Genomic DNA, 19,425 nt, shown 5'->3' with positions numbered 1-19,425 from the left:
CTACCGCGCCTCGACAGCCTGAAAGCTGATGACGCCACGGCCCGTGGCAATGTCTGCCGGGCTGCTCACGCTGCCAGGCGCGATGGTCATCAGGCATGCCGGCTTGTGGATCGTTACGGCCGCGCCCATGGCAACTCCGGGCCAGATATGCGGCCGAACCTCGAATAGGGCTGTCAGAGGGCCGGTCACAGGCTCCATGACTTGATGCAAGTCTTTGGTGCCGATCTGAATCATGTCGCCAACGCTCAGCGATACACCAGTCAAACCGGTGATGCGAATGGCCTTCCGGTTCGCATCGATCGAAAACAGCGAGCCCACCGGCAGCGCCGCCGAACCCGGATGCAAGATCGGGCGGCAGCGTGAAGTCGGGTAGGCTTTGAAAGTCTTCTGGCCGTTCTCCAAGCTGGCAAGCCGCGCCCGCCACTCGTCAAGCTCGTTCGGCTTCAGACTGCGCGACTGATAGGAGGCCCGCCAAAGCGGCGAGCCAAGGTTCTTCGGGATTGTGCGGCCGTTTGCGGTTCGCGAGAACTCGTCGCGGGACAACTGGTCGAACTCAGTCGACCAGCCGGGGAAGCCGGCAAGAAGGTCCAGCGGGTAGGTAATTGCCATCAAATCTGCCTTGTGGACTGTGCCTTGCGCACCGTTGCTACGACCCGCGCCGAAAACTGCGCCCTGTCCCGCGCAGCTTCCTGACGGAACGCCGCAAGCTCTTCTGACGTGCCTTGGAAGTGGTTTGTCGGCGCGTAAGTGATGGCTGGACCCGAGTTCTGGTTGGCGGGCGCCTGGATGCGAGGAAGAACCGGCGCACCGACGTATCCGCCGGAGGCATATCCACTCTTTAGGTTTCGATGCATCGCATCCAGGTTGGCAACGCCGGCCTTTTGGACCGCAGCCTTGCTGAGGACGTACTCGCCTTTGTGAACCGTACCCGCGGGCTCAAACTTGCCGCCGTCGCCTGTGAAGCCACCATCAGCGAAGCCTAGAAGCTTCCCGATCGCGCTAAACGCACCGCCAAATGCACCGCCCGACGAGCCGCCAGAGGCTGGCTTGAGCAGGCCGTCGAATGCATTGCTGATGGCGATTTCGGCGAGCCGCTTGAGCACGCCCGAAAGCGCATCCTGCAGGCTGTCCGCACCAAGAATGGCATCCATTGCGCCAGACTTGAACGCCTCGTAGGCGTCGCTTGCCGCCTGCTCGATACGCTCCTGCGTCTCCTCAACCCGTCGTAAGGCATCGGCCTGGCGGGCGTAAGCCTCGGATGCAGCGTCAATTGCCGCAACTTGAGCATTCGAAAGCGTGATGCTCTCAAGGTCGGTGACGCCCTTCTTGCGCGCCTCCTCCCGAAGCTCTTTTAGAGCCGACTGCTCGAGGTCGAGCGCAACACGGCGCCTTTCCTGCTCATAGAAGGATTTGCCGACGAGCTCCTGTTCCTGCAACAGTGCCGCGGTGCGATCGCGAATTGCCTGGATATCTTCGTCGAGGCGGTTTTGGGCGGTCTTTTTATGCGACCTGGACTTGCCGTCCTTGTCAGGGGCGGTGCCGGAGCCGCCGCCGAAGCCGGATGGTTTGGTTTTGAGTTTCCCCTCTATTTCGGCAAGCTGCTTTTCGAGGGCCGTTGCGGTGTCGGCCAATTGCACCGCTTTGATGTCGGCGGCCTCCGTCGCATACTTGAATGGCTCGAACTCAAAGCCTGCCGTTTTGCGGAATGCCACGCGGCGGGCGTTTGCCACCATGTAGTCGGCGTCCGCTTGCGTTGCCGCAGCCCGAGCAGCCTGCGCCTGCATCGCGATCAGTTGCCGCAACGCGTCAACCTGCGCGTAGGTGGCATCAGTTGTATTGCGAAGCGCAGACTCGTTGTCTGCAATTGCCCTCTGGAACGAACCGGCAGCACCTTTGGCTTCCGCTTGGCTATCGTTCAGCAGATAAATCGCCGCTGCCGCAGCACCAGCCAGAAGGCCAATTGGTCCAAGGGCGGCCGTAAACCCGGTCGCGACTAGTGTTCCAGCTCGCAACGCCGTCAAGAACGCACCAAGCGCTACGACAGCATTGCCAAGGCCGGCAACCACGCCAAGAATCGCGCGACCTGCAAGGGCTGAAATCAGCACTGTTGCGAACTGCAAAACGGTATCGGAGACGGCGCCAAAGTTGTCTGCCAGATACTGTAGCGCCTCAACCAGCTTGCGGCTTGCGCCCGCCGATGCATCCGCGTTGCCGATATAGGCCGTGAACTCGTTGTTGATCCGCGTTACTGCGTCCTGAATAGTCGCGTTGGTCACCGCGAAAGCCGCACCGATAGGCTTCTGGGCTGCCAGAATGGCTTTGAATACTCGCTCGCTTGTGAGTTTCCCTTCGGCGCCAAGATCCTTGAGACCAGCGATAGTGGTCTTGAACTCGTCGGCAATCGCTTTCGCCAGCAGAGGGGCGTTCTCGCGCAGCGAGCGCAATTCGTCACCCTGAAGCACACCGGACCCAAGGGCCTGGCTAAGCTGCATAATGCCGGCGATTTGCTCTTGCGTGCTGGCCCCGCCCGCCTTGAAGGCCCTGGTGACCACATCCGTTGCCGTGGCAATTTCCAGTTCGGATTTTGCGACGCCCGAGGCCGACCGGATGAGCTTGGCGTATAGATCAACGTAAGTGGAGAAATCGGCTCGGGCAGCGTTCGCACTGTCCTTGAGGACGTCAAGCGAACGCGTCGAAACACCCGCTATCTGCGCCGCAGCACGAATCTTGTTTCCAGCTTCGGTCCAAGTGTCAGCGTAGCGAGCTATCTCGCGCACGCCCAAAGCGGCGCCAATGCCGGAAAGTGGGGCGATAAGGCTGTTCGCAGCCTGCCGGCCGATGCTGTCTAGATTGGTGTTTAGCTTCCGAGCTCGCGCTTCGATCGCGTTAAACTGGCGATTGGAAACACCTTGTGCTCGAGCAAGCCCTTTTTCGAAAGACTTGAAGTCAGCCGAAAGTTGAACGACAAGTCGTTCCAGATCTGTCGCCATTTGTCACCGTGGAGTGCAGGTAATGAAGATTGAACAGCGTTTCACGGCTACAGGTGCGGCCGGAGTCCTGCTGCTTTTTGTCGGGCCGCTGGTTAGCGCCGTCGGATACTGGTTTTGGATCAGTTCGATGGCCCGAAATATTCAGTTCGGAACATACCTGTACTCCGACCCATGGCCGTCGATCATCGCTATGACTGTCGGAGGATTTCTTTCACTCGCGTCCCTCCCAATGATGATCGTTGGGAGGGAGTTTGAAGGGTTCTCAGAAGCGGGTGCGCGGAAAGAGCCTAGCGGCCTGTAGAGGCCCGCTAGCCTTCCCCCAACCAATCCCAGAGTTCGTCCTTTTCCTTCTCGGAAAGGCCGCCATCGTCGGGCGAGTTAGCCTCAGTGAAGCCTTCCAACGCCGCCATATATTGCCAAACAGACATGGCCCGCGCCTCTTGAGGCGTGAACCCCATCGCAGCACAGTTTCCGTAGACCGCGGCAAACCTGACCCTACCGTTGGGCAGCGGGTCTAGGCGCTCTCCTTTTGATTTGCCGCGTCGCTTTCCCCCAGTTTCTCCTCCGGGGCACCGTGAAGCGCGACCTGCAAAACGCCGATCGCGTGGAGCAGGTTTTCAGCCGGCGGGCGCTTTTCGACATACTCGCGGACGAGGGTCAGCGCTTTCACCGGCACCAGGCCGCCGCCAACCAAGCCAAGGCGCAAAACGTGGGCAATCTCGCCCACGTTGCACAGCTTGTTCTGGAGGCGGTAGAGAACCACCCACGGGCCGCTCTCCGTTGCCTCCTGCAGCTTTTCGAGCTCTCCCCAACCTAGGCGGAAAACGTAGTTGTCGTCCGCCCAGGTGAGTTCAACGGATGCGTCCCGGCTCATTACGGGGTAACCGCCCGCACCATTTCGCCATCCGACTGCATGCTCACGGAGATAGTCGCGCGCTGGCCGTTAGGCGCAGCAGATTCGACCGTCTCGACATGCATACGGCCAGTGTAGGTGATGGTCTTGGCTGGGAATTCCCACTCGACCTTAACGGGTACCGAGTTGACGTCTTCGTAGGCGTCCAGCCAAGTCTCGACGCTTTCCGCCGCCAGAACGCCCTCGCCGCTGATGCCCATCGACAGCGAAACCGCGTCGCGGCCCAGCCAATCGACCTTGTCAGGGTCCGTGCAGTCGGGAATCTGAACTTCGTTCAGCGCCTTGCTGAGGGTGATGGACTTCGACGTGAAGCCGCACGGCGCGGTATAGACGATAGGGGTTGCGTCATTGCCAAGGAGAACCTTGACCTTGCCGCCCTTGATTGTGGTAGCAGCTACCATGTTGTCTCCTTGGCCAATATCCGGCCGATGTTGTGATTAGGGTTGCTCGACGATTGCCGTGAAGCGCACGGACGCATGCTTGAGCGTGCCGTCGACGATGTAGTCGGTGCGCCAGTGGTCGAAGGTGACCAGAGCGTTTTCCGTCAGCGAAAACTCGTATCCGCGAAACGCTTGGCGAATGGCGTCAGCCATCCTCCGCACCTGAGGTTGCCCAGGTTCTACCGACCAAGCGTCGATCTGAATCATGACCTCGCCACCGTCGATGCAATCCGCATCTTCGGTCTCGTAGTTCGAGGGGCCGATGCTGATGTATGGGAAAGTCGTGGCCGGCACCTTGCCGTTCTGGTCGAGCGGCGGCTGGTCGTACGATTTCTGGCCGACCTGCGCGGTTACAGCCGCGAACGATCGCAGGCGCGCCACGATGACGCCCTGAAGCTCCAAAACTGGATCCATAGGCTACTTCCCGGCGGCCACGTCTTTGGCGGCCTTGTTGATGGCGCGGGTGATGCGGGATTTGGTGCGGCGCTGTAGAGCCCGCCACGACACAAAGAAGAACGGCTGCGCCGATGTGCCGGGGTGCATCGTGCCTGCGAACTGGCCGCCGTTCTGGTGCGCTCGCGTGGCGAATTCAACCAGGTGGGCATAGCGGACCTTGCTGTTGCCGGCGTAGATTGTGAGCGTCAGGTCGCCGGCCAGGCTAGACTTCACCGTAGCCAACGCCTGCGCGTATTTCGGCTTCTTTCCCCACGTCCAACCGATGCTATCGCGAAGGTCGCCGTCGTCTACCGGCGCCAGCGATTTCATCATGTCGACGATTTCGTTTGCGCCCTGCTCCATTGCAGTTTGGATTCGCGCCTTGGCGACTTCCGGCATGCGCTGCAGCTTGCGTTGCAACTTGGCCAAGCCAAGGATCCGCGTCACGTTGGCTCACCTTGAATAATCAGCATATCAAGCCACTGATTCCGCTCGTCGGGATTGGTGATTGCCTTGATGTTGTAGGTTGCGCCGCTACGGGCGTTCACCACCCGCCAGGCCGACGTCACCTCGCGAGTACGGGTCGAACTACGCACCGTGAGCGTGAAAGGCTGGATTCCTGTGAGCCTAGCGGCGATTACCGGCTCAGAACCAAGGCGCGGCTGTAGTCGTGCCGGCTCGGTGAACTGATCTACCCAGGCGCCCTGAACGTTGCCGAATCCGTCGTCGACTTCTTCACGTTTGGAAAATCTCACACGCTCGCTCAGGCTACCGGCGCCAGATCTTTTTGCCATCAACAATTACTCTTGTGTTAGAAGTTGGTGTACAATAGCAACTGCACAGGGCCAGACAATGGAGAGACTTATGTCCGAACTTGAATTTGCAGCGAATGATAATCGGCATTCGTTGATCGAACTGACAGCAGACGTTGTTTCGTCATATGTCTCGAAAAACCCGGTTCCGGCCACTGAATTGCCGGACTTGATTGCTAGCATTCATGCGTCGTTGACGAGTTTGAAATCTCCGCAGGCCGTGCCAGAAGAAAAGAAAGCACCAGCAGTATCTATTAAGAAGTCTATTACAGACGACTACCTAATCTGCCTGGAAGACGGCAAAAAGTTCAAGTCGCTCAAGCGCCACCTTGGCGTCCACTACAACATGACGCCTGACGAATACCGCGCCAAGTGGAACTTGCCGTCGGACTACCCCATGGTTGCACCGGCCTACGCTGCAGCCCGCTCTCAGTTAGCACTTGCTGCTGGTCTTGGGCGCAAGCGTGGGGCCGTAGCAAAGCCGGCCACACCAACAAAGGCTGCTCCTAAGGCTCGGAAAGCGAAGTAGGTTCGTCTACTACCGTAAGCTCGCTATTCTTGCTCGCCTTGCGCAACCGAACACCCTTCCCCGCGGCTATCGCCTTATCGGCACAGTCGCGAGTGACGTTCTGAACCATCCCAGCCAGATATGCGGTCGTGGTGCCTGGCGTAGGTTTCCAGTCCAGGTCGGCGATGAAGCGAAGCCAGGGCATTACGCGTAAAACCTGTAATTCGAGAGCAGGCTATCAAAGCCAGACCATTCGCTATCCGGCTCGCTACCGCGGTGCTCGTAGAAATCCTCAACGCGCAAGAGCATGGCGTGCTTCACAGCAGGCGGGCATTCTGTGAACCCTACGATGGCCGTAACCGTGATGAGCGACCCTGGCTGTATGGCCGGCCATTGCTGCCCATATTTGAGTACGAGGCCGTCGCCGCGAAGTTCGAAAACGGTATCCGGCAAGGCCGTTGCGACGCCCGCCGTATCGACAAACTCGATGTCGGCGTCCGTCACCGGCGTAATCGGCAACTTCGACATGTCTGCCCAGCAAGTCGCCTGAGCCTCGATCGCCTGCGACGCAAAACGCGCACCGCAGTACTTTTCGACATGATCTCGGGCGACAGAAATCAAACTACCGATCAGGGCATCGTCATCTTCATGGAAGACGTTAAGATGCCTCTTCGCCTCCACCAGCGAAATCGGCTCCGCCGACGGCGCTGTCGTCACCTTCGGTGGATACCACATCAGGTTTGCCCTTCTTCCGCTTCTCGATGACGGGCGTGGCTACCGCGCGTTCAATTCGCTCTTCGGCTGCAGGAACGGCATAACCGGCGTCGATTAGCCGGATAGCTTCTTCCTGCGGAAAATCGCGCTCATCGCCCGGCGCGAGCGAGTATTCGTTACCCGATAGGCCAATCAACATCTTGATATTCATGATCTCTCCTTGGAGGGAGGCGGGCCGAAGCCCGCCATCCAAGATTAGGCAGCAGCCATCACAAGGTGCTTGATGGCCGCAGTGTCACCAAGCTCACCGTCGAAGCGGATCAGCCCCGCAATACCAAGATCCGGCCAAAAACGTTCACGAAGCACACCGATGACCGGCGAGCCGACCTTGCGGACGAAGTACTTCGAGAAATCTCCGAACAGCATGACCTTCTTGGCAGCAGCGAGAGTGTCCATGTCATCGTTGATCGAATAGCGATATCCGAGCAGCGTACCGGGCTCGCTCTTTTGCACGTCGCCCATCGACCACAGGTAGTTACCGTCGCCGTCCTTCAGCTTACGGATGGCCGCGAGCGTGGTGTCTGCAAACATGAACCGCGCCTTCGGCGAACGACGGTAAGCCGCGTTGACCGAGTGCAGAAGGTCGATGATTTCGTCGCCCGTGATAGCGGCGGCCGCGACGGTCGTCTTGCCGAGCGAAGAGGCCGTGACAACACCGTTGGGGTCGCCAGTACCATCGCCGATCGTCAATTCGCGGTTGGCAATACGACCAAGGCGCTCGCCGAGCAGGCTGCCAAGCAATGACTCCATGCTGAAGACGCTGTCCTGCGCGAGCTCCATCGAGAACTTCACGAACTCGGTGTCGTAGACATAGGCCGACAGTTCCCTGTTACCGAAGACGGCATCCTGAGAGCCATCATCAGCGAGCGCAGCTCCTTCGGTGTGCTTGCCGCCAGTCTTGGACGTATCATCGGTCGTCGGGATGTTGATGACGTTGCCACTGGCAGTCGGGATGATGGTGGCGATGTCTTCATCGTACATCGGGCCCCAGTCCTTCATCGACCGAACGATGAAGGTGGCAAGCTCGACTGGAACGGTATAGCCGCCGGCCGCAGGGCTGCCGGTCGTCTGGGTGCGGAATTCGACCTTCTTCTCTACGCCTGCCCGCAAAATAGAGCGCTCTTCGGGCTCCAGAAACGAGGGGTCAGCGCCGCCAGCGAGGAACTTGTAGAATACCTCGCGATATTCCAGCTTTTCGCCTTCGTCCTGGCCGCGGACATCGGTGTCGGCGCCGGTCGGACGCTGGCGCCTGCGCTCTTCATCAGCGCGATCGGCAAGGCGCTTTTCGGCATCCGCCAGACGCTGCTCGCGCTCGATCAGCTTCTCGACCTTGTCGAACTCGACCATGATCGTGTCGTGGCGAGCGTCAAGCTCGGCGGCACGGGCCTCATCGGTGTTCTTGGTGATTTCATTCAGCGCTTCACGCGCCTGCGCGACAAGCGAGCCGCGCTTTTCGTTCAGGTCATTAAGGGACATGGTATCTCCGGATATGAAAAAGGCCGCGCATTGGCGGCCGTGGGGTGTGATGGCAGGACTGGGTCCGGCCCTCCGGCAGCGCCGGGTGACTACAGCCGTTGAGGCTGACTACGTGGCGTCCTGCCGGATGCCCCGAATTCGCTGTTCCATTGCGGCGCGCTTCTCGGCTACCCGCCTTGCGGCAGCGGCAGCATCTGCGGCGCGCTTTTCGGCGTCTTTGCCAGCACCATCCCGAGCCGCCTCGAGCGAGCGCAGGCCGATCGTGGTGTCTTCGTATGCCGGCCAGGCAACCGCCGAAACTTCGTGGAGTTCAAGCTTGTGAATGGTTCGGACTGGGGTCTCGCCGGTTTCGTCCCAAGTCTCCTTGGTGACGCGGAAGCCGAAGCTCATGCCGCTGATGTCACCGCGCTCGACCAAGACCCACAGGTCGTTGCCGTCGCTCGTGTCAGGCACGTCGATTTCGACACGAAGCCCGGTACCGTCCTCCGCTAGGCGAAGCGTGCCGGACTTGCTGCGGCCGATCACGCGGCCAGGGTCGTGGTCGACCAAGGCACGGATGTCGCCTGTGATTGCATCGGCGAATGCGCCGGGAGCAATCTTCTCTTGGAAGTAACCGCCGATGTCCGCCAATCGGTCGAACTTCGCGGCGTAGCCAACAAGCGTTCGCTTGTCGCTGTCTGCGCGCACCTCGACACCAAGGCCGGATGCGCGCTTTTCTACGTTAGTCGTCATGCGGCGTCAGCCTCATCATCGTCGGGAATGTTGTCGTTCGCTGGTTGGGGCTTGGTCTCGGTGGGCTGGCTTCCCAGCACCACCGTAGCTCCCTGCATGAACAGTTCGTCAGCCGCCGCGTTCTTGTGGTTGCCGCGGTTCTCCAGCCCTCGCCCCTCGTTCGGAGTCAGGAAGCCGGCCTGAATGGCGCGCGCGATACCGTCGATGCGGCTCTTGAAGTCGCCCCGCATGAGACCGTCGAGATTGTGCTCGATGTAGCGGTTCGTCCCGCCCCGCCCAAACAGCTTCAGGTTCAATTCGTCCTCCAGCGCCTTCGCCCATTGGCCGATGAGGTGCTTTACGAGGTGCAGATCCTGTTGCTCGGCGTTGCTGAACGTGGCTCGCGATAAGTCCTGCAGAAACACCGGCGGCAGTTGGTAGGTGCGCGAGATTTCCTCGACCTGAAAGCGCCGCGCCTCAATCATCTGGCCTTTGGACGGGTCGAAACCGACAGGCTTCAACTCATAGCCACCAGGGATCGGCGTAATCGGCTTGCCGGTAGCCTTGGCGTTGTCGATCGCCGCGGTAACGTCAGCCAGCGCACGCTTCATGGCGTCAGGGCCGGCAGGCAACGGGCCAACCAGTGCTAGCGGCGGAACACCACCGCCCGCGAAGAAGTTGCTGCCGTAGTCGTTCATAGCGAGGGCAAGCTGAATAGCCTTCGTCGCCATATTGATCGGGCCGTAGTGGCTCAATCCGTCCGACTGCAGCATGAACGGGATGTCGATCACGTCGGTAGCCGGGTAGGTCTTGCCTTCCGAATGGTAGGTCACTCGACCGCCTGTGCGCTTGACCGACGTCTTCTTCGGGTCAAGCGCCCATAGCGCGTCAATGCCTTGGGGCGTTCGTTCGATCCAGGCCAGGCCGCGGCCACCGGTGAAGACCTGTTGCCAAAAGTGCTGCCAGAATTTGAACGAGCCCGTTGCGTCGTTGGGTGCAATGTTCACAACGGTTTCAAGCTTGCCGCCTGCCCGCTTCGCGCCCTCTTTGGTGTCGCGGTATGCGTGTCGCGGGATTGCCGCCAGTGTCCGAGACATGAAAGCGACCGCCGCCCACACGGCGGGAACCGTCAGCGCCTTATCAATGGTGACGCTTGGTAGGTTCGCGCCGTTGACTCCGAAGAACGACAAGAAATTCTCGGCGCTCACCGGAATCGTGGGGTTTTCGATCGTTGCCGCTCGGTTTTCGGCAGTTTGCTCCGGTTCAGCCCGGCTAAATGGCCACATTCTTGGCTCCAATTTTCGTCAGGCTAAATTCTGGGTCGTCCCATGGGGATGTCGGCGTCGTCTGCGTCGGCTTGTCAGCCGCAGCACCAATCGCCATTGCCAGGGCAACAGCCGCGTCGATGCGAACAGAGGCTCGCGTTTTGACGAACCAGCGATTGCCGTGTGGATCTGGCGGGTGGTTAAACGTCGAACCCATCAGCGCAGTCATCAGCGCCGGATTGGACCGGAGCCTTATGCGGCCGTCGATGATGAGGTTTTCGAGCTCGGTTACTGAGCCAGGCATCCACAGCCCCAACGGGGGCTTCTCGCCGGCAGCCTTCGCCGCCTCGATCTTCTCTTCGGACGGCCTCGCCCTCACCTTGCCGCCTTGAGGGTGCGGAAGCTGCTCGGCAGTCACGCCGAAGATGTCGAGTTCGTCTTTGAACGCGGCATAGGCATAGTTGTCGTAGGCGATCGACTGGATGTCGTAGAGGCGATCCAGTTCAGCCACCCGCGCCGCGACGATATCGAAGCGGATGCGAGGCCCCTCAGGCGCGTTTAGATGGCCTTCGCGCACCCACACGTCATAGGGCTGCTTGTCGGCCGTAACGCGGGCTGCAAGCGTGTCGCCAGGCGTCCATGCTTCAATCCACGCGTCATATGTCGGCAGATCGGCTGTTTCGCCATCCTCGCGCGTAACCGTCTTGAAGCCCGTAGGCTGGACGCAGGCAACGACTGTCATGTCCTTGGTGCCTGACAGGTCGACGCCGAGATAAAGCGGCCCGTCTTCGGGCAAGTCCCATTCGGACATCACCTTGTCGACGGTGGCGCGTGGCATCCACGCCTTGTCGGCGTCCGTCCAAACACAAAAGTGCAGGCGAAGGACGTTGTTGAGTTTGCCCGGTACGTCGCGCGCCTCGGCAACAACGCCGGCAAGATAGTCATGCGTCAGGATCGTACCGAGCAGCGGGTTTGCCTTTGCCCAGCACGACGGATCCGTCATCGGATCGTCGCCCTTGTCCAGAGCGCAGACGTAGGCAAAGACGCTGTCGCTGCCCTCCCATGTCTCGCCAACGAAGGTGAATTCTTCGTCTGGCGTCTGAGTGCCGGCCAAAACCTTGACCGCTCGCTCCCGCTCTTCCCAGCAAACGCTGTTTCGATCCGAACCGCTGTTCGTAATCATCAAAAGCAGCGGATTCTGACGAAACTTGAAGCCGCGCTGCAGCATTTCCATGATGCTGCGGTCAGGATGCTCATGCACCTCGTCGCATAGCGCGAAGTGCGGACGCGGCCCGGAACCGGTCTTGCCGGCCTCTTTCGAGATCGGCCGAAAGAACGAACCCGACCGGTGGTGAGCAACGTTGAACTCCTTGCCCAAGCCGCCGCTGAACTTCAGCCGAGCGTTTAGAGCCGGAGCCTGACGCACCATCTTGCAGGCATCCTGAAACAGGATCTGGGCCTGGTCTTTCTTGGCTGCAGCCGCATAGATCTGCGCGCCGGATTCTTTGTCTGCGATTAGTCCATAAAGCCCAACGCCGCCGGCGAACGGCGATTTACCGTTGCCCTTGCCTTCCTCGATGTAGACCGTGCGAAATCGGCGCGTACCGTGCGCGTTCTTCCACCCGAAGATAGAACCGAGCTTGAATGCCTGTGACGGATGGAGCTTGAAAGGCTTGCCGTCAAACTGACCTTCGCTGAGGCGAAGCCGCTCCTCAAAGAACCGAAATACGCGGTTCGCGGCGTCGTCGTCCCAGCACAGTCCACGCTCGAGCCCGCGCTCCAGGTCGGCAAAATGCCGACGGCAAGCGTTCCGCACATGAGGTCCGGCAATTTCTACGCCGTCCAGTACCGCTTGCGCGTATGCACTGACACGCCCAAGCGCGACCTCAGCCGTCGAGGAGGTCGTCTTTGTCGTCCTCATCATCTGGCACCGTAATTTTGCTGGCATCAGCCGGCGTGGCGCCCATCTGGCCCAGACATTGGCGGAGGAGGTTCATGCTCTGAACACCGACGTCCTGATTGGCCATCAGGCGGCCCTGAATGTTCGCGGCTAGAGCAACCAACATCCGGTGCGAACTGTTCAGCCAAGGAATTTCCTTCTGAAACAGCAGCCAAGCGGACTTGGCCTTGCTCGTGTCCGTGTCATTCAACCACTTCGGCGGCGAACCCAGTGGAACGCTGTCCTTGGGCTCTTTCCTTGCCTTGAACCGCTGCGGATCCTTCTTGTCTCGCCCCTCGACCTTGGCCTTGCCGAGGGGATTTCTCGGCCTAGCCATGGGGAAATCCTTAAATTAGTAATCTCTTATTTATATTTGCCGCCGGATACTGGCTCGCTCACCCCACAAGGGAGTCGAGCATGACCGACATCAGCAAAGCTGCGATCTACTGTTCATCGCTAATTGTCCTGCTGAACCTGGCCCTGGTTGCGGGCATCATGTGGCCCGGCGCAGCGCCTTAACCCCAACATTTGAATTGCGGATGCGCGCGCGATGCTGCCCTCACGGTCCGGGCATGGAGGCGATCGAAAGGATCCGACCCAGCCCCCCTGTGAAACATTGATGTTTCACGCAACAATGTTGCGTGGCTAGATGGGGTAGCCGTCGGCCCCGAAACGGATCACGGTCTGACCGAGATCCTCACGCTTCCCATCGCTGTCGTGGTGCGGCTTGCACAGAGACTCAAACGGGCCAGACCAGAATTTTTCCTCGTCGCCCTTATGGCCGCCTTCTGCATGGTGCACCACGGTCGCCGGCTCCACGACCTCCATCATCAAGCAGCGCTCGCAAAGGGGCTGCATTGCAAGCTGGTATTCGCGAATACGCTGCCAGCGGGCAGTCTTATATAATCTACGGTAGGTGGCAGCTTCGGCTGAACGGTGGTCTGGCTGACGTGCCATGGTCGTTGGAACCTTACGCTGTACCGCAGTGTTGTCTCTGTAGCGGTAGGAGATCAACATGCAGAACGAAGATGGAATTAGCGAACGCAAGCCGGCGCGAAACTATCGCGACCCGAATGATAGAGCCAAACGTCGGAACACAGCGCCTGTCGATGAAACTAACGAAAAGGTTAGCCACTCGGACAAACAGAACCCACCGCGCGACAATCCGACGAACGTTGAAAAGACGGGAGGCAGCGAACAGCCTGGCTACCGAATGAAGCGAGCTCGGTTTTGGCAATCATAGGCCTCAGGGCTCAACGTCGTGGAAGGGTACCGGTTTCTCAAGGAACAAATCGAGCAGTGCGTGCATTTCTGCCCAGGCGAATTACCGCCACACGAGGGTACAAATGGAAGACGCACAGGTAGGTTGGATCGCCGCTATCATTGTTGGCGGCATCGCGGGTTGGCTCGCAGAGATGTTCATGAAGAGCAATATGGGTCTCCTCATGAATATCGTTCTCGGCATCGTCGGGGCGGTACTGGCCAACTTTCTACTCGGCCTTGTAGGCATCGGCCTTGGTGGCTGGCTAGGCTACTTAATTGCCGGCTTCATTGGCGCTTGCATTCTCATAGCCATTGCTCGCGCCATCAAACGCTAGTTCCTAGATGCGGCGACCTCAACCAGCCGAGGCCAGGAGGTCGCCGCTAATCACCCGACGCAGCGTGGAGGGACGCGCAAGGGGCGATAGTTACCCGGCCGTAGACCGGGGAGACGCATGGTCTCAAGAAAAAGGCCCGCTTGCGCGGGCCTGTCATTGAATAGTCCTTCCCACCCTTACGAACTTGGGACGGGATTACTCCAATTCACGCGATTTTCCTGTTTTCAATCAAATAGTTATCATTTGCAGGCTTGTATTTTTGTGACCCAAGGAACCCCTCGAGAATGACGAGCCCGCGATAAACGAGTGCCTTGCCTGCTGATGCCGCAGCAGAGCCGCTAAAGCCTTCATCCTCGCCAATCCTCTGCATCGTCCTGCCACCAAGCACAGCGTCTTCCAGCGGATCCTGCAACCCGCCAAGAGCCGCCCTGATTTTGGTCAGCACGGGCTTCTTGTCGATATAGTCGGCCAGTGTGTCTGCGCTGAGCTTGGTATGCAGGCTTTGTGTCCGCCCGACGATAGGATCGCCATCATTTGCCACACTTGCCGGGAGGGCACGCTTGGCCGGGGTGTCGTAAGTTCCTTTGCTTCTCTTGATCTCCGACCGATATTTGATCTCGCCGCCTGGAACCGACTTCCCCTCGAAGCCATTGGCAGCAGCAGCGTCGACTTCTTTCACGCCATCACGCAGGACGCTGCGCCGCTCAACCGCCATGCCGTTTGCACTGCCATCCCCATAAGCCTGCCCCTTGAGCGGTTCGGACTCGCACAGGGCGACCAGTTGACGATAGGCCAGCACTGCCACAATCAGATCGTCGCGCCTGTCACGGCGAAGGACAGCTAAAAGCGGGAAATCCTCATTCTCGCTCGGTCTGCAATCAGGGTCGCCGATGTCCTGCCGTTTCTTGATACGTCTAGCCATTCGTCGAATTGCCTTTCGTTCTTCCTCTGCTTTCTGCCTTGCCCGCTCGCGACCTGCCGCACGCTCTTCTGGCGTGGTCGACTTGTCGAAAGGCTCGTCTTTCTCGTGCGGACTCGGGACGAGATAACTCTCGATCTTCGCGTCCGCAGCACGCGCATGGGACCGATGACCACCTATGAAGCCGAGCGTTCGCGTGCTTGCTTCATTCAAAAATCGGTTGGGTGCTACCTCGACCATCACGTCAGCAGCGGCCTGCTGCTGTCTGTTAACTTCTCGCAGGAAGCAGCCAGCAGTGTCTCGCTGAAATCTGGTGGTCGTCCTGTAGGAATGTCCAGGTTTCAGGCGTGGGTGGTGCTCGGGAATGCCGGTGGCGATGTTCTTCCGTAGGAGGCGGATAGGGTTGTTCTCATTGGCCGCGGAGCGACCGTCCGCCGAAGCGGTTTTTGCAGATGTCATAGGGTGCAGAGTTCCCGTGGACCTGGTGCCGGCCAATGGCCGATGGTTTGCCTTTGCGGCTTGTTATTGGCGGACAGTGCCGCGCTCATGACATAAAAGGCGGCAGACCTACTTCCGACAAGGAACCTTCGAAAATAAAGTGTTGCCATCTTCCGCTTCTTCAACTTCCTTCTTGGAATTATCGTTGTGGGCACGCTTCTCCTCCCACTGCTTGAGTGCTGCCTTTCCTTTCGCCGTCGGGCACAACCCCCATTTCCCGGCGTTCAGACGCCAGCCAAGCATCTTTCGACGGCATAGGCTGTCTTCGGTGCGTTGCGCCATTGGTTGCGACCAGTGCGCTGCGCGGCCGATGAACATGAATTCAGCCTGCGCGTACGTGATCCGCAGTTCTGTGGCCGACCATATGGTCATGTTGATGTCCCTCATCTGGTACTACGTGTTCGGGGGATGGCGTTCCCAGCGCCTTCCCCTCTGTAAGAGGGTAAATGTTGGGAACGTCGGAACGGCAACGATTTCAATGGCTTACCCCGTTCCCAGACTTCTTGGGAACGCTGGGAACGGGAACGTTATGTCTTTGTTTTTGTTGAGTTTTCCATTCCCGTGGGAACGAAACCCGTTCCCAGAGCGTCTTGGGAACGGTGTTGCGAATCATTCGCAACTGGAAACATCAGCCGGCCCTCTTCATTCCGGCTCGGAATTCACCCATTCCGGCGGCGAAAAGACCTGTCGGCACGTCCAGCCATTTTGCGGTTTTTTCGTCTTGGCTTTTGCCCTCACAACCTCGCCGCGCTGTATCGCGTTCGGCAACATGTCTAGGCCTCGACATCGTAGCGCAAGTACTTGTCATTGATGTATACAACTTCAATTCGCTAGCGGAGGAGTGCGACAATCTTGAAGAGAGCCTATGTTGGACTAAGCAGTCCGATTGCATACGATTACTCGTCGGCGAAAACTGACAAGAGGGGGAACCCAACTACCCCCGAGCCCATCCTATACGGATCAATGGGACTACTCCTATTCTACGATGAGATATACTTTGCAAATGCGACCGTATGTCCTCGCCGGATGAGAAAACTACCCTACGTCAAATTCTTGAATCACCCCGACAATCCGGAATGGATTGACGATGAAATAACAGCGTCTATTGAAGCCAGAGGACACCAATTCCACAATACGGGTCACGGACTAGGAGATGTTTTCGATCGAGATTGGTTGGACGGCCTTAAGGAATACCACCCGAGGGTCGGAACTGTTGATTATCACAGTACAGAGAAATCACTGTTTGGGGCTTCTACTACAGCAAGCCTGGCTCCTCACAATTTGGCATTTGACTTGGCTACCCTTGAGCGCTTCGAACATTTAGATCTAGAGATAGCCCTTAACGGGATGACCGACGCCATGCTCACAGCTCCTATCGGCGAAACAGACCGTACCGAAGAAAAACAATCAAGACGGCGGCTGGAAATAGCCGAAAAGGTAATATGCGTTACTAGTATCTACGACATAATCGGTGCTCGCGGCCCATACCATCCTGTCGTCGAGGACCTTCGCAATGATGATCTTTTAATCAACTTCCGTCGATGGCTGACCGATGTGGACAGTCGACTCGACAATCAAGAAGTTCGCGAGATAGAGCGCGATGTATCAGCACGTGTTCGCGAATTCACCGAATCTTCGTTGCGGAAGGCAGTATCAGCTCCGAACTTGAAAGAATTATCGATAGAAATTTTTAAAGGCCTCACTCTAGATCTACTTCCACCGTCCTCTGTAATTGCAACTATTATTGAGTCAAGACGTAGGAAAAAACAGTCAAACCAGCTTAAATGGCTTGCCTACGTTGCTCTCGCGAGGGACAAGATTTCGGGCATTCGGCGGACACTTTAGATCTGAATACTCGCTACAAAGCTGCGCATGCGCGGGGGGCGAGGCTCATATCGCTCTCCTAAACTGGCCATTGGAAATCCGTACCGTCCCGCCGTCCCGTACTAAGGAATATGACCGGGACGGACGACAGTGGTGGGGACTAAAGTCCCCCCACACCAAAACTGTTTTTGCACTAAAGCCGTCCCATCCGTACGCATTGATTTTGTTAATATTTTTGCCTTTTGAAGGGTGACACGGGACGACCGGGACGATTTCTGGGACGGGCGGTTTTTTGAGCGCGTTGCTGAAGCCTATCGTCCCGCATCTGGGACGGCGGTCGGGACGGCTCGCAGACGCTGGATTTAACCTCCCCACGGCCGATTCTTTGCGACAAATCCCGCAGCCGTTGAGGCTGCCTGATGCTCCCTGTGACGGTCTGCCCTGACCTCAGATACCGCCTCGATGCCATGTCTGGTCAGCTTCCAGCCGACTCGTTCCACATACTCGACGAGCTTCGTCCTTTTGAGCTTTTCGCTCGCGCCTGCCGCGCGACGCTTGTTGGGTTTTCCGTCCTCTCCCATCCAGTTAAGTGCGTCGGCAAAATCGGAAAGCGACCGCTTGCCATTGAGATCAATCTCAACGAGCAGGTCATCTTCATCCCTTCTTTCTGCTGCCCTCCTTTTTCCAACCTCTCCCGAGGAAATGACCGTCGCTATTACAGTCGGGATGTCCCGCCCCCTGCTGTCGCGCAATGCCGGAGCGGTCACGGTCGACAGGTCGAACATCACAGGCTCAAAATCTGGGCCGCGGTGTTTGCCCTGCCAATGCAGCTTGACGGAGGTGTCCCCGACCCGAAACGCAACGAGATTGCCGTCGACCTCAGCGATGAACGCGCCTCCACCGCGTGGCAAAAGATTGTCCTGCGCCGCATTTTTGGTTGGGTGACAGGCGACAAGCACGCAAGGCGACCCGGGCAGAGTTGTTAGGCTCCGGAGGACTCGGGCGTGCTTTCCCATCTCAGCGTTGGCGTTCTCGTCTGCCCCAAGGAAATAGGCGGCGGACGTGTCAACAATGATCAAATCAACGCCGCCGAGCCGTTCAACTGCAGTATCAACTTCCTTGAACAGCCCAGAGATATCGAACGTACCCGGTACGAAATGAACATCGATCGTCGTACCATCGAAGCCGGTATGGTACGCCTCCGCGATCCAACGCATCGTCACGTCGGCGGGGTTTTCGCCAGCGAAGTAGACAACGCGACCTTTCCTCACCTCACGCTCGCCAAGGGGCTTCCCCCTTGCAGCCAGTGACGCCAACTTCAACAGGATTGCCGTTTTTCCTGTCCCAGTCGGGGCCGTCAGCGAATAGAGGAAGCCCGTCTGCACTATGCCGTCGATGGCATAATCCGGCGGCGTGAAGCTGGCTATAAGGTCACCGCTTGAGACAATTCCTGGCCATGGTGCGGGTTTGTTGTCATTCGCAGCAGAAGGAACCGACGCTGGCTTAAACGGCTCACCTGGCTCGCTTTTGGTAATGTTCAGCTTGGCCATTACGCGGCTATCCGATCCGCGAAATCAAATCCCGGAGCATTGGGAGTGGTGATGACGACCTCACGCCCGGCAGCATGCCAGCGTTCGCCAGCCGCGTTTGCTGCGTCGACGCCAGCCACATCTGCATCAGCCCAGATAGATAGGTGATCGACCCCGGACAGCACTGGGAAATCGCGAACGTTCCCAGCTGTCATGCACGCCCAAATAGGTTGAAAACCAGTGGCCAAAGCGGTCTCGATGCCTTCAGCTAGCGCAAGCGCCGCGGATACATCCTCATCCGGCGTCAGGCGCACGACAGCACCCTTTGCGGCACCGAGCATCATCTTGCCGGGTTCGGCCTTACCGCTACCATCAGGCAGCAGAGCCGTCCGGTGGACACCTCTATGCTCGCCAGTTGCGGCGTCTGTCATTAAGGCGACCATTGCTGGGTGACGCTCCTGTCTAAACGGACAGGACGGGTGAAAGCGAAGAGCTTCACCGACATAGGCAAGGCCGCGCGACACCAAATACTTCTCGGCGAGAGTGCCGGCGATCGGAATGGCCTCCGACCAGATCCGCATTCCGCGAAGGATCCGCACGCGCTCATCTGCCAGCGCGGCAACGTCGACAGAAGGCAGGTTGTCGTTGAACGGTATCGGGCGCCGCTCATCGGCAAGGCCGAGCATGGCCTTGACGTGGTCGCGGCATGCTCTGAAATCGTCGCCGGCGAAACTGTGTGCGAGGAAACCGTTGCCGGTAAAGGTGACGCTCAAGGAACGGTCCTTGCGGCTGTG

Annotated in this window: 23 protein-coding genes; 4 read left to right on the top strand and 19 right to left on the bottom strand. The window is 58.6% G+C overall.

What is annotated here, in order from left to right; all coding sequences use genetic code 11:
* A complete protein-coding gene (locus AC1DLV_RS20360) occupies positions 1-609 on the bottom strand; it encodes a hypothetical protein (protein WP_476801744.1) in 609 nt (202 codons plus the stop codon).
* Entirely contained in the window at positions 609-2,990 is a 2,382-nt protein-coding gene (locus AC1DLV_RS20355) for a tape measure protein (RefSeq protein ID WP_476801743.1), read from the bottom strand. Before AC1DLV_RS20355 ends, AC1DLV_RS20360 begins: the two co-directional genes overlap by 1 nt.
* A gap of 22 nt (positions 2,991-3,012) precedes the next feature.
* Here AC1DLV_RS20355 and AC1DLV_RS20350 point away from each other — a divergent pair, with 22 nt between their 5' ends.
* Positions 3,013-3,291 (top strand): hypothetical protein, encoded by a 279-nt coding sequence (locus tag AC1DLV_RS20350; protein ID WP_476801742.1) that lies wholly within the window; start codon positions 3,013-3,015, stop codon positions 3,289-3,291.
* A gap of 213 nt (positions 3,292-3,504) precedes the next feature.
* Here AC1DLV_RS20350 and AC1DLV_RS20345 read toward each other — a convergent pair whose 3' ends face one another.
* From AC1DLV_RS20345 to AC1DLV_RS20325, 5 genes are read right to left on the bottom strand one after another with little or no spacing between them, the layout of a single operon-like run.
* Positions 3,505-3,864 (bottom strand): GTA-gp10 family protein, encoded by a 360-nt coding sequence (locus AC1DLV_RS20345; RefSeq protein ID WP_476801741.1) that lies wholly within the window; start codon positions 3,862-3,864, stop codon positions 3,505-3,507.
* Complete coding sequence (locus tag AC1DLV_RS20340) at positions 3,864-4,304, bottom strand: phage tail tube protein (protein ID WP_476801740.1); 441 nt, start codon at positions 4,302-4,304, stop codon at positions 3,864-3,866. Before AC1DLV_RS20340 ends, AC1DLV_RS20345 begins: the two co-directional genes overlap by 1 nt.
* Positions 4,305-4,340: 36 nt before the next feature.
* Positions 4,341-4,757 carry a DUF3168 domain-containing protein gene (locus tag AC1DLV_RS20335; protein WP_476801739.1) on the bottom strand — a complete coding sequence of 139 codons (417 nt, stop codon included), beginning with the start codon at positions 4,755-4,757 and terminating at the stop codon, positions 4,341-4,343.
* A 3-nt stretch (positions 4,758-4,760) separates the two neighbouring features.
* A complete protein-coding gene (locus tag AC1DLV_RS20330) occupies positions 4,761-5,198 on the bottom strand; it encodes an HK97 gp10 family phage protein (protein WP_476801738.1) in 438 nt (145 codons plus the stop codon).
* Between the two features lie 23 nt (positions 5,199-5,221).
* On the bottom strand, positions 5,222-5,572 hold the full coding sequence (locus AC1DLV_RS20325; protein WP_476801737.1) for a head-tail adaptor protein: 351 nt from the start codon (positions 5,570-5,572) through the stop codon (positions 5,222-5,224).
* A gap of 70 nt (positions 5,573-5,642) precedes the next feature.
* Between AC1DLV_RS20325 and AC1DLV_RS20320 the strand changes: the two genes are divergently transcribed.
* Positions 5,643-6,119: a Ros/MucR family transcriptional regulator gene (locus AC1DLV_RS20320; protein WP_476801736.1), complete on the top strand. Its 477-nt coding sequence runs from the start codon at positions 5,643-5,645 to the stop codon at positions 6,117-6,119.
* A 183-nt stretch (positions 6,120-6,302) separates the two neighbouring features.
* Here the strand turns inward: AC1DLV_RS20320 and AC1DLV_RS20315 are convergent, their stop codons facing one another.
* The 8 genes from AC1DLV_RS20315 to AC1DLV_RS20280 all read right to left on the bottom strand — a co-directional run bounded on the left by AC1DLV_RS20315 (position 6,303) and on the right by AC1DLV_RS20280 (position 13,094).
* Positions 6,303-6,779, bottom strand: a complete 477-nt coding sequence (locus AC1DLV_RS20315) for a head-tail connector protein (RefSeq protein ID WP_476801735.1) — start codon at positions 6,777-6,779, stop codon at positions 6,303-6,305.
* Entirely contained in the window at positions 6,757-7,023 is a 267-nt protein-coding gene (locus AC1DLV_RS20310; protein WP_476801734.1) for a hypothetical protein, read from the bottom strand. Before AC1DLV_RS20310 ends, AC1DLV_RS20315 begins: the two co-directional genes overlap by 23 nt.
* A 44-nt stretch (positions 7,024-7,067) precedes the next feature.
* A complete protein-coding gene (locus AC1DLV_RS20305) occupies positions 7,068-8,348 on the bottom strand; it encodes a phage major capsid protein (protein ID WP_476801733.1) in 1,281 nt (426 codons plus the stop codon).
* 108 nt (positions 8,349-8,456) lie between these two features.
* On the bottom strand, positions 8,457-9,080 hold the full coding sequence (locus AC1DLV_RS20300; RefSeq protein ID WP_476801732.1) for an HK97 family phage prohead protease: 624 nt from the start codon (positions 9,078-9,080) through the stop codon (positions 8,457-8,459).
* Positions 9,077-10,345 carry a phage portal protein gene (locus tag AC1DLV_RS20295; protein ID WP_476801731.1) on the bottom strand — a complete coding sequence of 423 codons (1,269 nt, stop codon included), beginning with the start codon at positions 10,343-10,345 and terminating at the stop codon, positions 9,077-9,079. The genes AC1DLV_RS20300 and AC1DLV_RS20295 overlap by 4 nt, the downstream gene beginning before the upstream one ends.
* Positions 10,332-12,245 carry a terminase large subunit gene (locus AC1DLV_RS20290; RefSeq protein ID WP_476801730.1) on the bottom strand — a complete coding sequence of 638 codons (1,914 nt, stop codon included), beginning with the start codon at positions 12,243-12,245 and terminating at the stop codon, positions 10,332-10,334. The genes AC1DLV_RS20295 and AC1DLV_RS20290 overlap by 14 nt, the downstream gene beginning before the upstream one ends.
* A complete protein-coding gene (locus tag AC1DLV_RS20285; protein WP_476801729.1) occupies positions 12,211-12,600 on the bottom strand; it encodes a hypothetical protein in 390 nt (129 codons plus the stop codon). Before AC1DLV_RS20285 ends, AC1DLV_RS20290 begins: the two co-directional genes overlap by 35 nt.
* A 308-nt stretch (positions 12,601-12,908) precedes the next feature.
* Positions 12,909-13,094 carry a hypothetical protein gene (locus tag AC1DLV_RS20280; RefSeq protein WP_476836220.1) on the bottom strand — a complete coding sequence of 62 codons (186 nt, stop codon included), beginning with the start codon at positions 13,092-13,094 and terminating at the stop codon, positions 12,909-12,911.
* 515 nt (positions 13,095-13,609) lie between these two features.
* Between AC1DLV_RS20280 and AC1DLV_RS20275 the strand changes: the two genes are divergently transcribed.
* Positions 13,610-13,861, top strand: a complete 252-nt coding sequence (locus tag AC1DLV_RS20275; RefSeq protein ID WP_476801727.1) for a GlsB/YeaQ/YmgE family stress response membrane protein — start codon at positions 13,610-13,612, stop codon at positions 13,859-13,861.
* A gap of 205 nt (positions 13,862-14,066) precedes the next feature.
* Here AC1DLV_RS20275 and AC1DLV_RS20270 read toward each other — a convergent pair whose 3' ends face one another.
* Together AC1DLV_RS20270 and AC1DLV_RS20265 are read right to left on the bottom strand one after the other, a co-directional pair.
* Complete coding sequence (locus AC1DLV_RS20270) at positions 14,067-15,239, bottom strand: hypothetical protein (RefSeq protein WP_476801726.1); 1,173 nt, start codon at positions 15,237-15,239, stop codon at positions 14,067-14,069.
* A 108-nt stretch (positions 15,240-15,347) separates the two neighbouring features.
* A complete protein-coding gene (locus AC1DLV_RS20265) occupies positions 15,348-15,650 on the bottom strand; it encodes a hypothetical protein (protein WP_476801725.1) in 303 nt (100 codons plus the stop codon).
* Between the two features lie 480 nt (positions 15,651-16,130).
* Here AC1DLV_RS20265 and AC1DLV_RS20260 point away from each other — a divergent pair, with 480 nt between their 5' ends.
* Positions 16,131-17,123: a hypothetical protein gene (locus tag AC1DLV_RS20260; protein WP_476801724.1), complete on the top strand. Its 993-nt coding sequence runs from the start codon at positions 16,131-16,133 to the stop codon at positions 17,121-17,123.
* A gap of 341 nt (positions 17,124-17,464) precedes the next feature.
* Here AC1DLV_RS20260 and AC1DLV_RS20255 read toward each other — a convergent pair whose 3' ends face one another.
* Both AC1DLV_RS20255 and AC1DLV_RS20250 read right to left on the bottom strand, forming a co-directional pair.
* Positions 17,465-18,652, bottom strand: coding sequence for an AAA family ATPase (locus tag AC1DLV_RS20255; protein ID WP_476836219.1), 1,188 nt, complete (start codon positions 18,650-18,652; stop codon positions 17,465-17,467).
* Positions 18,652-19,404 carry a DUF7146 domain-containing protein gene (locus AC1DLV_RS20250; protein ID WP_476801722.1) on the bottom strand — a complete coding sequence of 251 codons (753 nt, stop codon included), beginning with the start codon at positions 19,402-19,404 and terminating at the stop codon, positions 18,652-18,654. The genes AC1DLV_RS20255 and AC1DLV_RS20250 overlap by 1 nt, the downstream gene beginning before the upstream one ends.
* Positions 19,405-19,425: the final 21 nt, after the last annotated feature.

Source organism: Aminobacter sp. 01T433, from assembly GCF_056398585.1.
This window is presented reverse-complemented; position numbering and strand designations above follow the sequence as displayed.

Coding starts and splice junctions, on each gene's coding strand:
- AC1DLV_RS20345 (WP_476801741.1), bottom strand. CDS start 3,864: ATGAGCCGGGACGCATCCGTTGAACTCACCTGGGCGGACGACAACTAC.
- AC1DLV_RS20340 (WP_476801740.1), bottom strand. CDS start 4,304: ATGGTAGCTGCTACCACAATCAAGGGCGGCAAGGTCAAGGTTCTCCTT.
- AC1DLV_RS20270 (WP_476801726.1), bottom strand. CDS start 15,239: ATGACATCTGCAAAAACCGCTTCGGCGGACGGTCGCTCCGCGGCCAAT.
- AC1DLV_RS20335 (WP_476801739.1), bottom strand. CDS start 4,757: ATGGATCCAGTTTTGGAGCTTCAGGGCGTCATCGTGGCGCGCCTGCGA.
- AC1DLV_RS20300 (WP_476801732.1), bottom strand. CDS start 9,080: ATGACGACTAACGTAGAAAAGCGCGCATCCGGCCTTGGTGTCGAGGTG.
- AC1DLV_RS20285 (WP_476801729.1), bottom strand. CDS start 12,600: ATGGCTAGGCCGAGAAATCCCCTCGGCAAGGCCAAGGTCGAGGGGCGA.
- AC1DLV_RS20255 (WP_476836219.1), bottom strand. CDS start 18,652: ATGGCCAAGCTGAACATTACCAAAAGCGAGCCAGGTGAGCCGTTTAAG.
- AC1DLV_RS20290 (WP_476801730.1), bottom strand. CDS start 12,245: ATGAGGACGACAAAGACGACCTCCTCGACGGCTGAGGTCGCGCTTGGG.
- AC1DLV_RS20295 (WP_476801731.1), bottom strand. CDS start 10,345: ATGTGGCCATTTAGCCGGGCTGAACCGGAGCAAACTGCCGAAAACCGA.
- AC1DLV_RS20350 (WP_476801742.1), top strand. CDS start 3,013: ATGAAGATTGAACAGCGTTTCACGGCTACAGGTGCGGCCGGAGTCCTG.
- AC1DLV_RS20280 (WP_476836220.1), bottom strand. CDS start 13,094: ATGATGGAGGTCGTGGAGCCGGCGACCGTGGTGCACCATGCAGAAGGC.
- AC1DLV_RS20325 (WP_476801737.1), bottom strand. CDS start 5,572: ATGGCAAAAAGATCTGGCGCCGGTAGCCTGAGCGAGCGTGTGAGATTT.
- AC1DLV_RS20265 (WP_476801725.1), bottom strand. CDS start 15,650: ATGACCATATGGTCGGCCACAGAACTGCGGATCACGTACGCGCAGGCT.
- AC1DLV_RS20275 (WP_476801727.1), top strand. CDS start 13,610: ATGGAAGACGCACAGGTAGGTTGGATCGCCGCTATCATTGTTGGCGGC.
- AC1DLV_RS20320 (WP_476801736.1), top strand. CDS start 5,643: ATGTCCGAACTTGAATTTGCAGCGAATGATAATCGGCATTCGTTGATC.
- AC1DLV_RS20360 (WP_476801744.1), bottom strand. CDS start 609: ATGGCAATTACCTACCCGCTGGACCTTCTTGCCGGCTTCCCCGGCTGG.
- AC1DLV_RS20310 (WP_476801734.1), bottom strand. CDS start 7,023: ATGAATATCAAGATGTTGATTGGCCTATCGGGTAACGAATACTCGCTC.
- AC1DLV_RS20305 (WP_476801733.1), bottom strand. CDS start 8,348: ATGTCCCTTAATGACCTGAACGAAAAGCGCGGCTCGCTTGTCGCGCAG.
- AC1DLV_RS20355 (WP_476801743.1), bottom strand. CDS start 2,990: ATGGCGACAGATCTGGAACGACTTGTCGTTCAACTTTCGGCTGACTTC.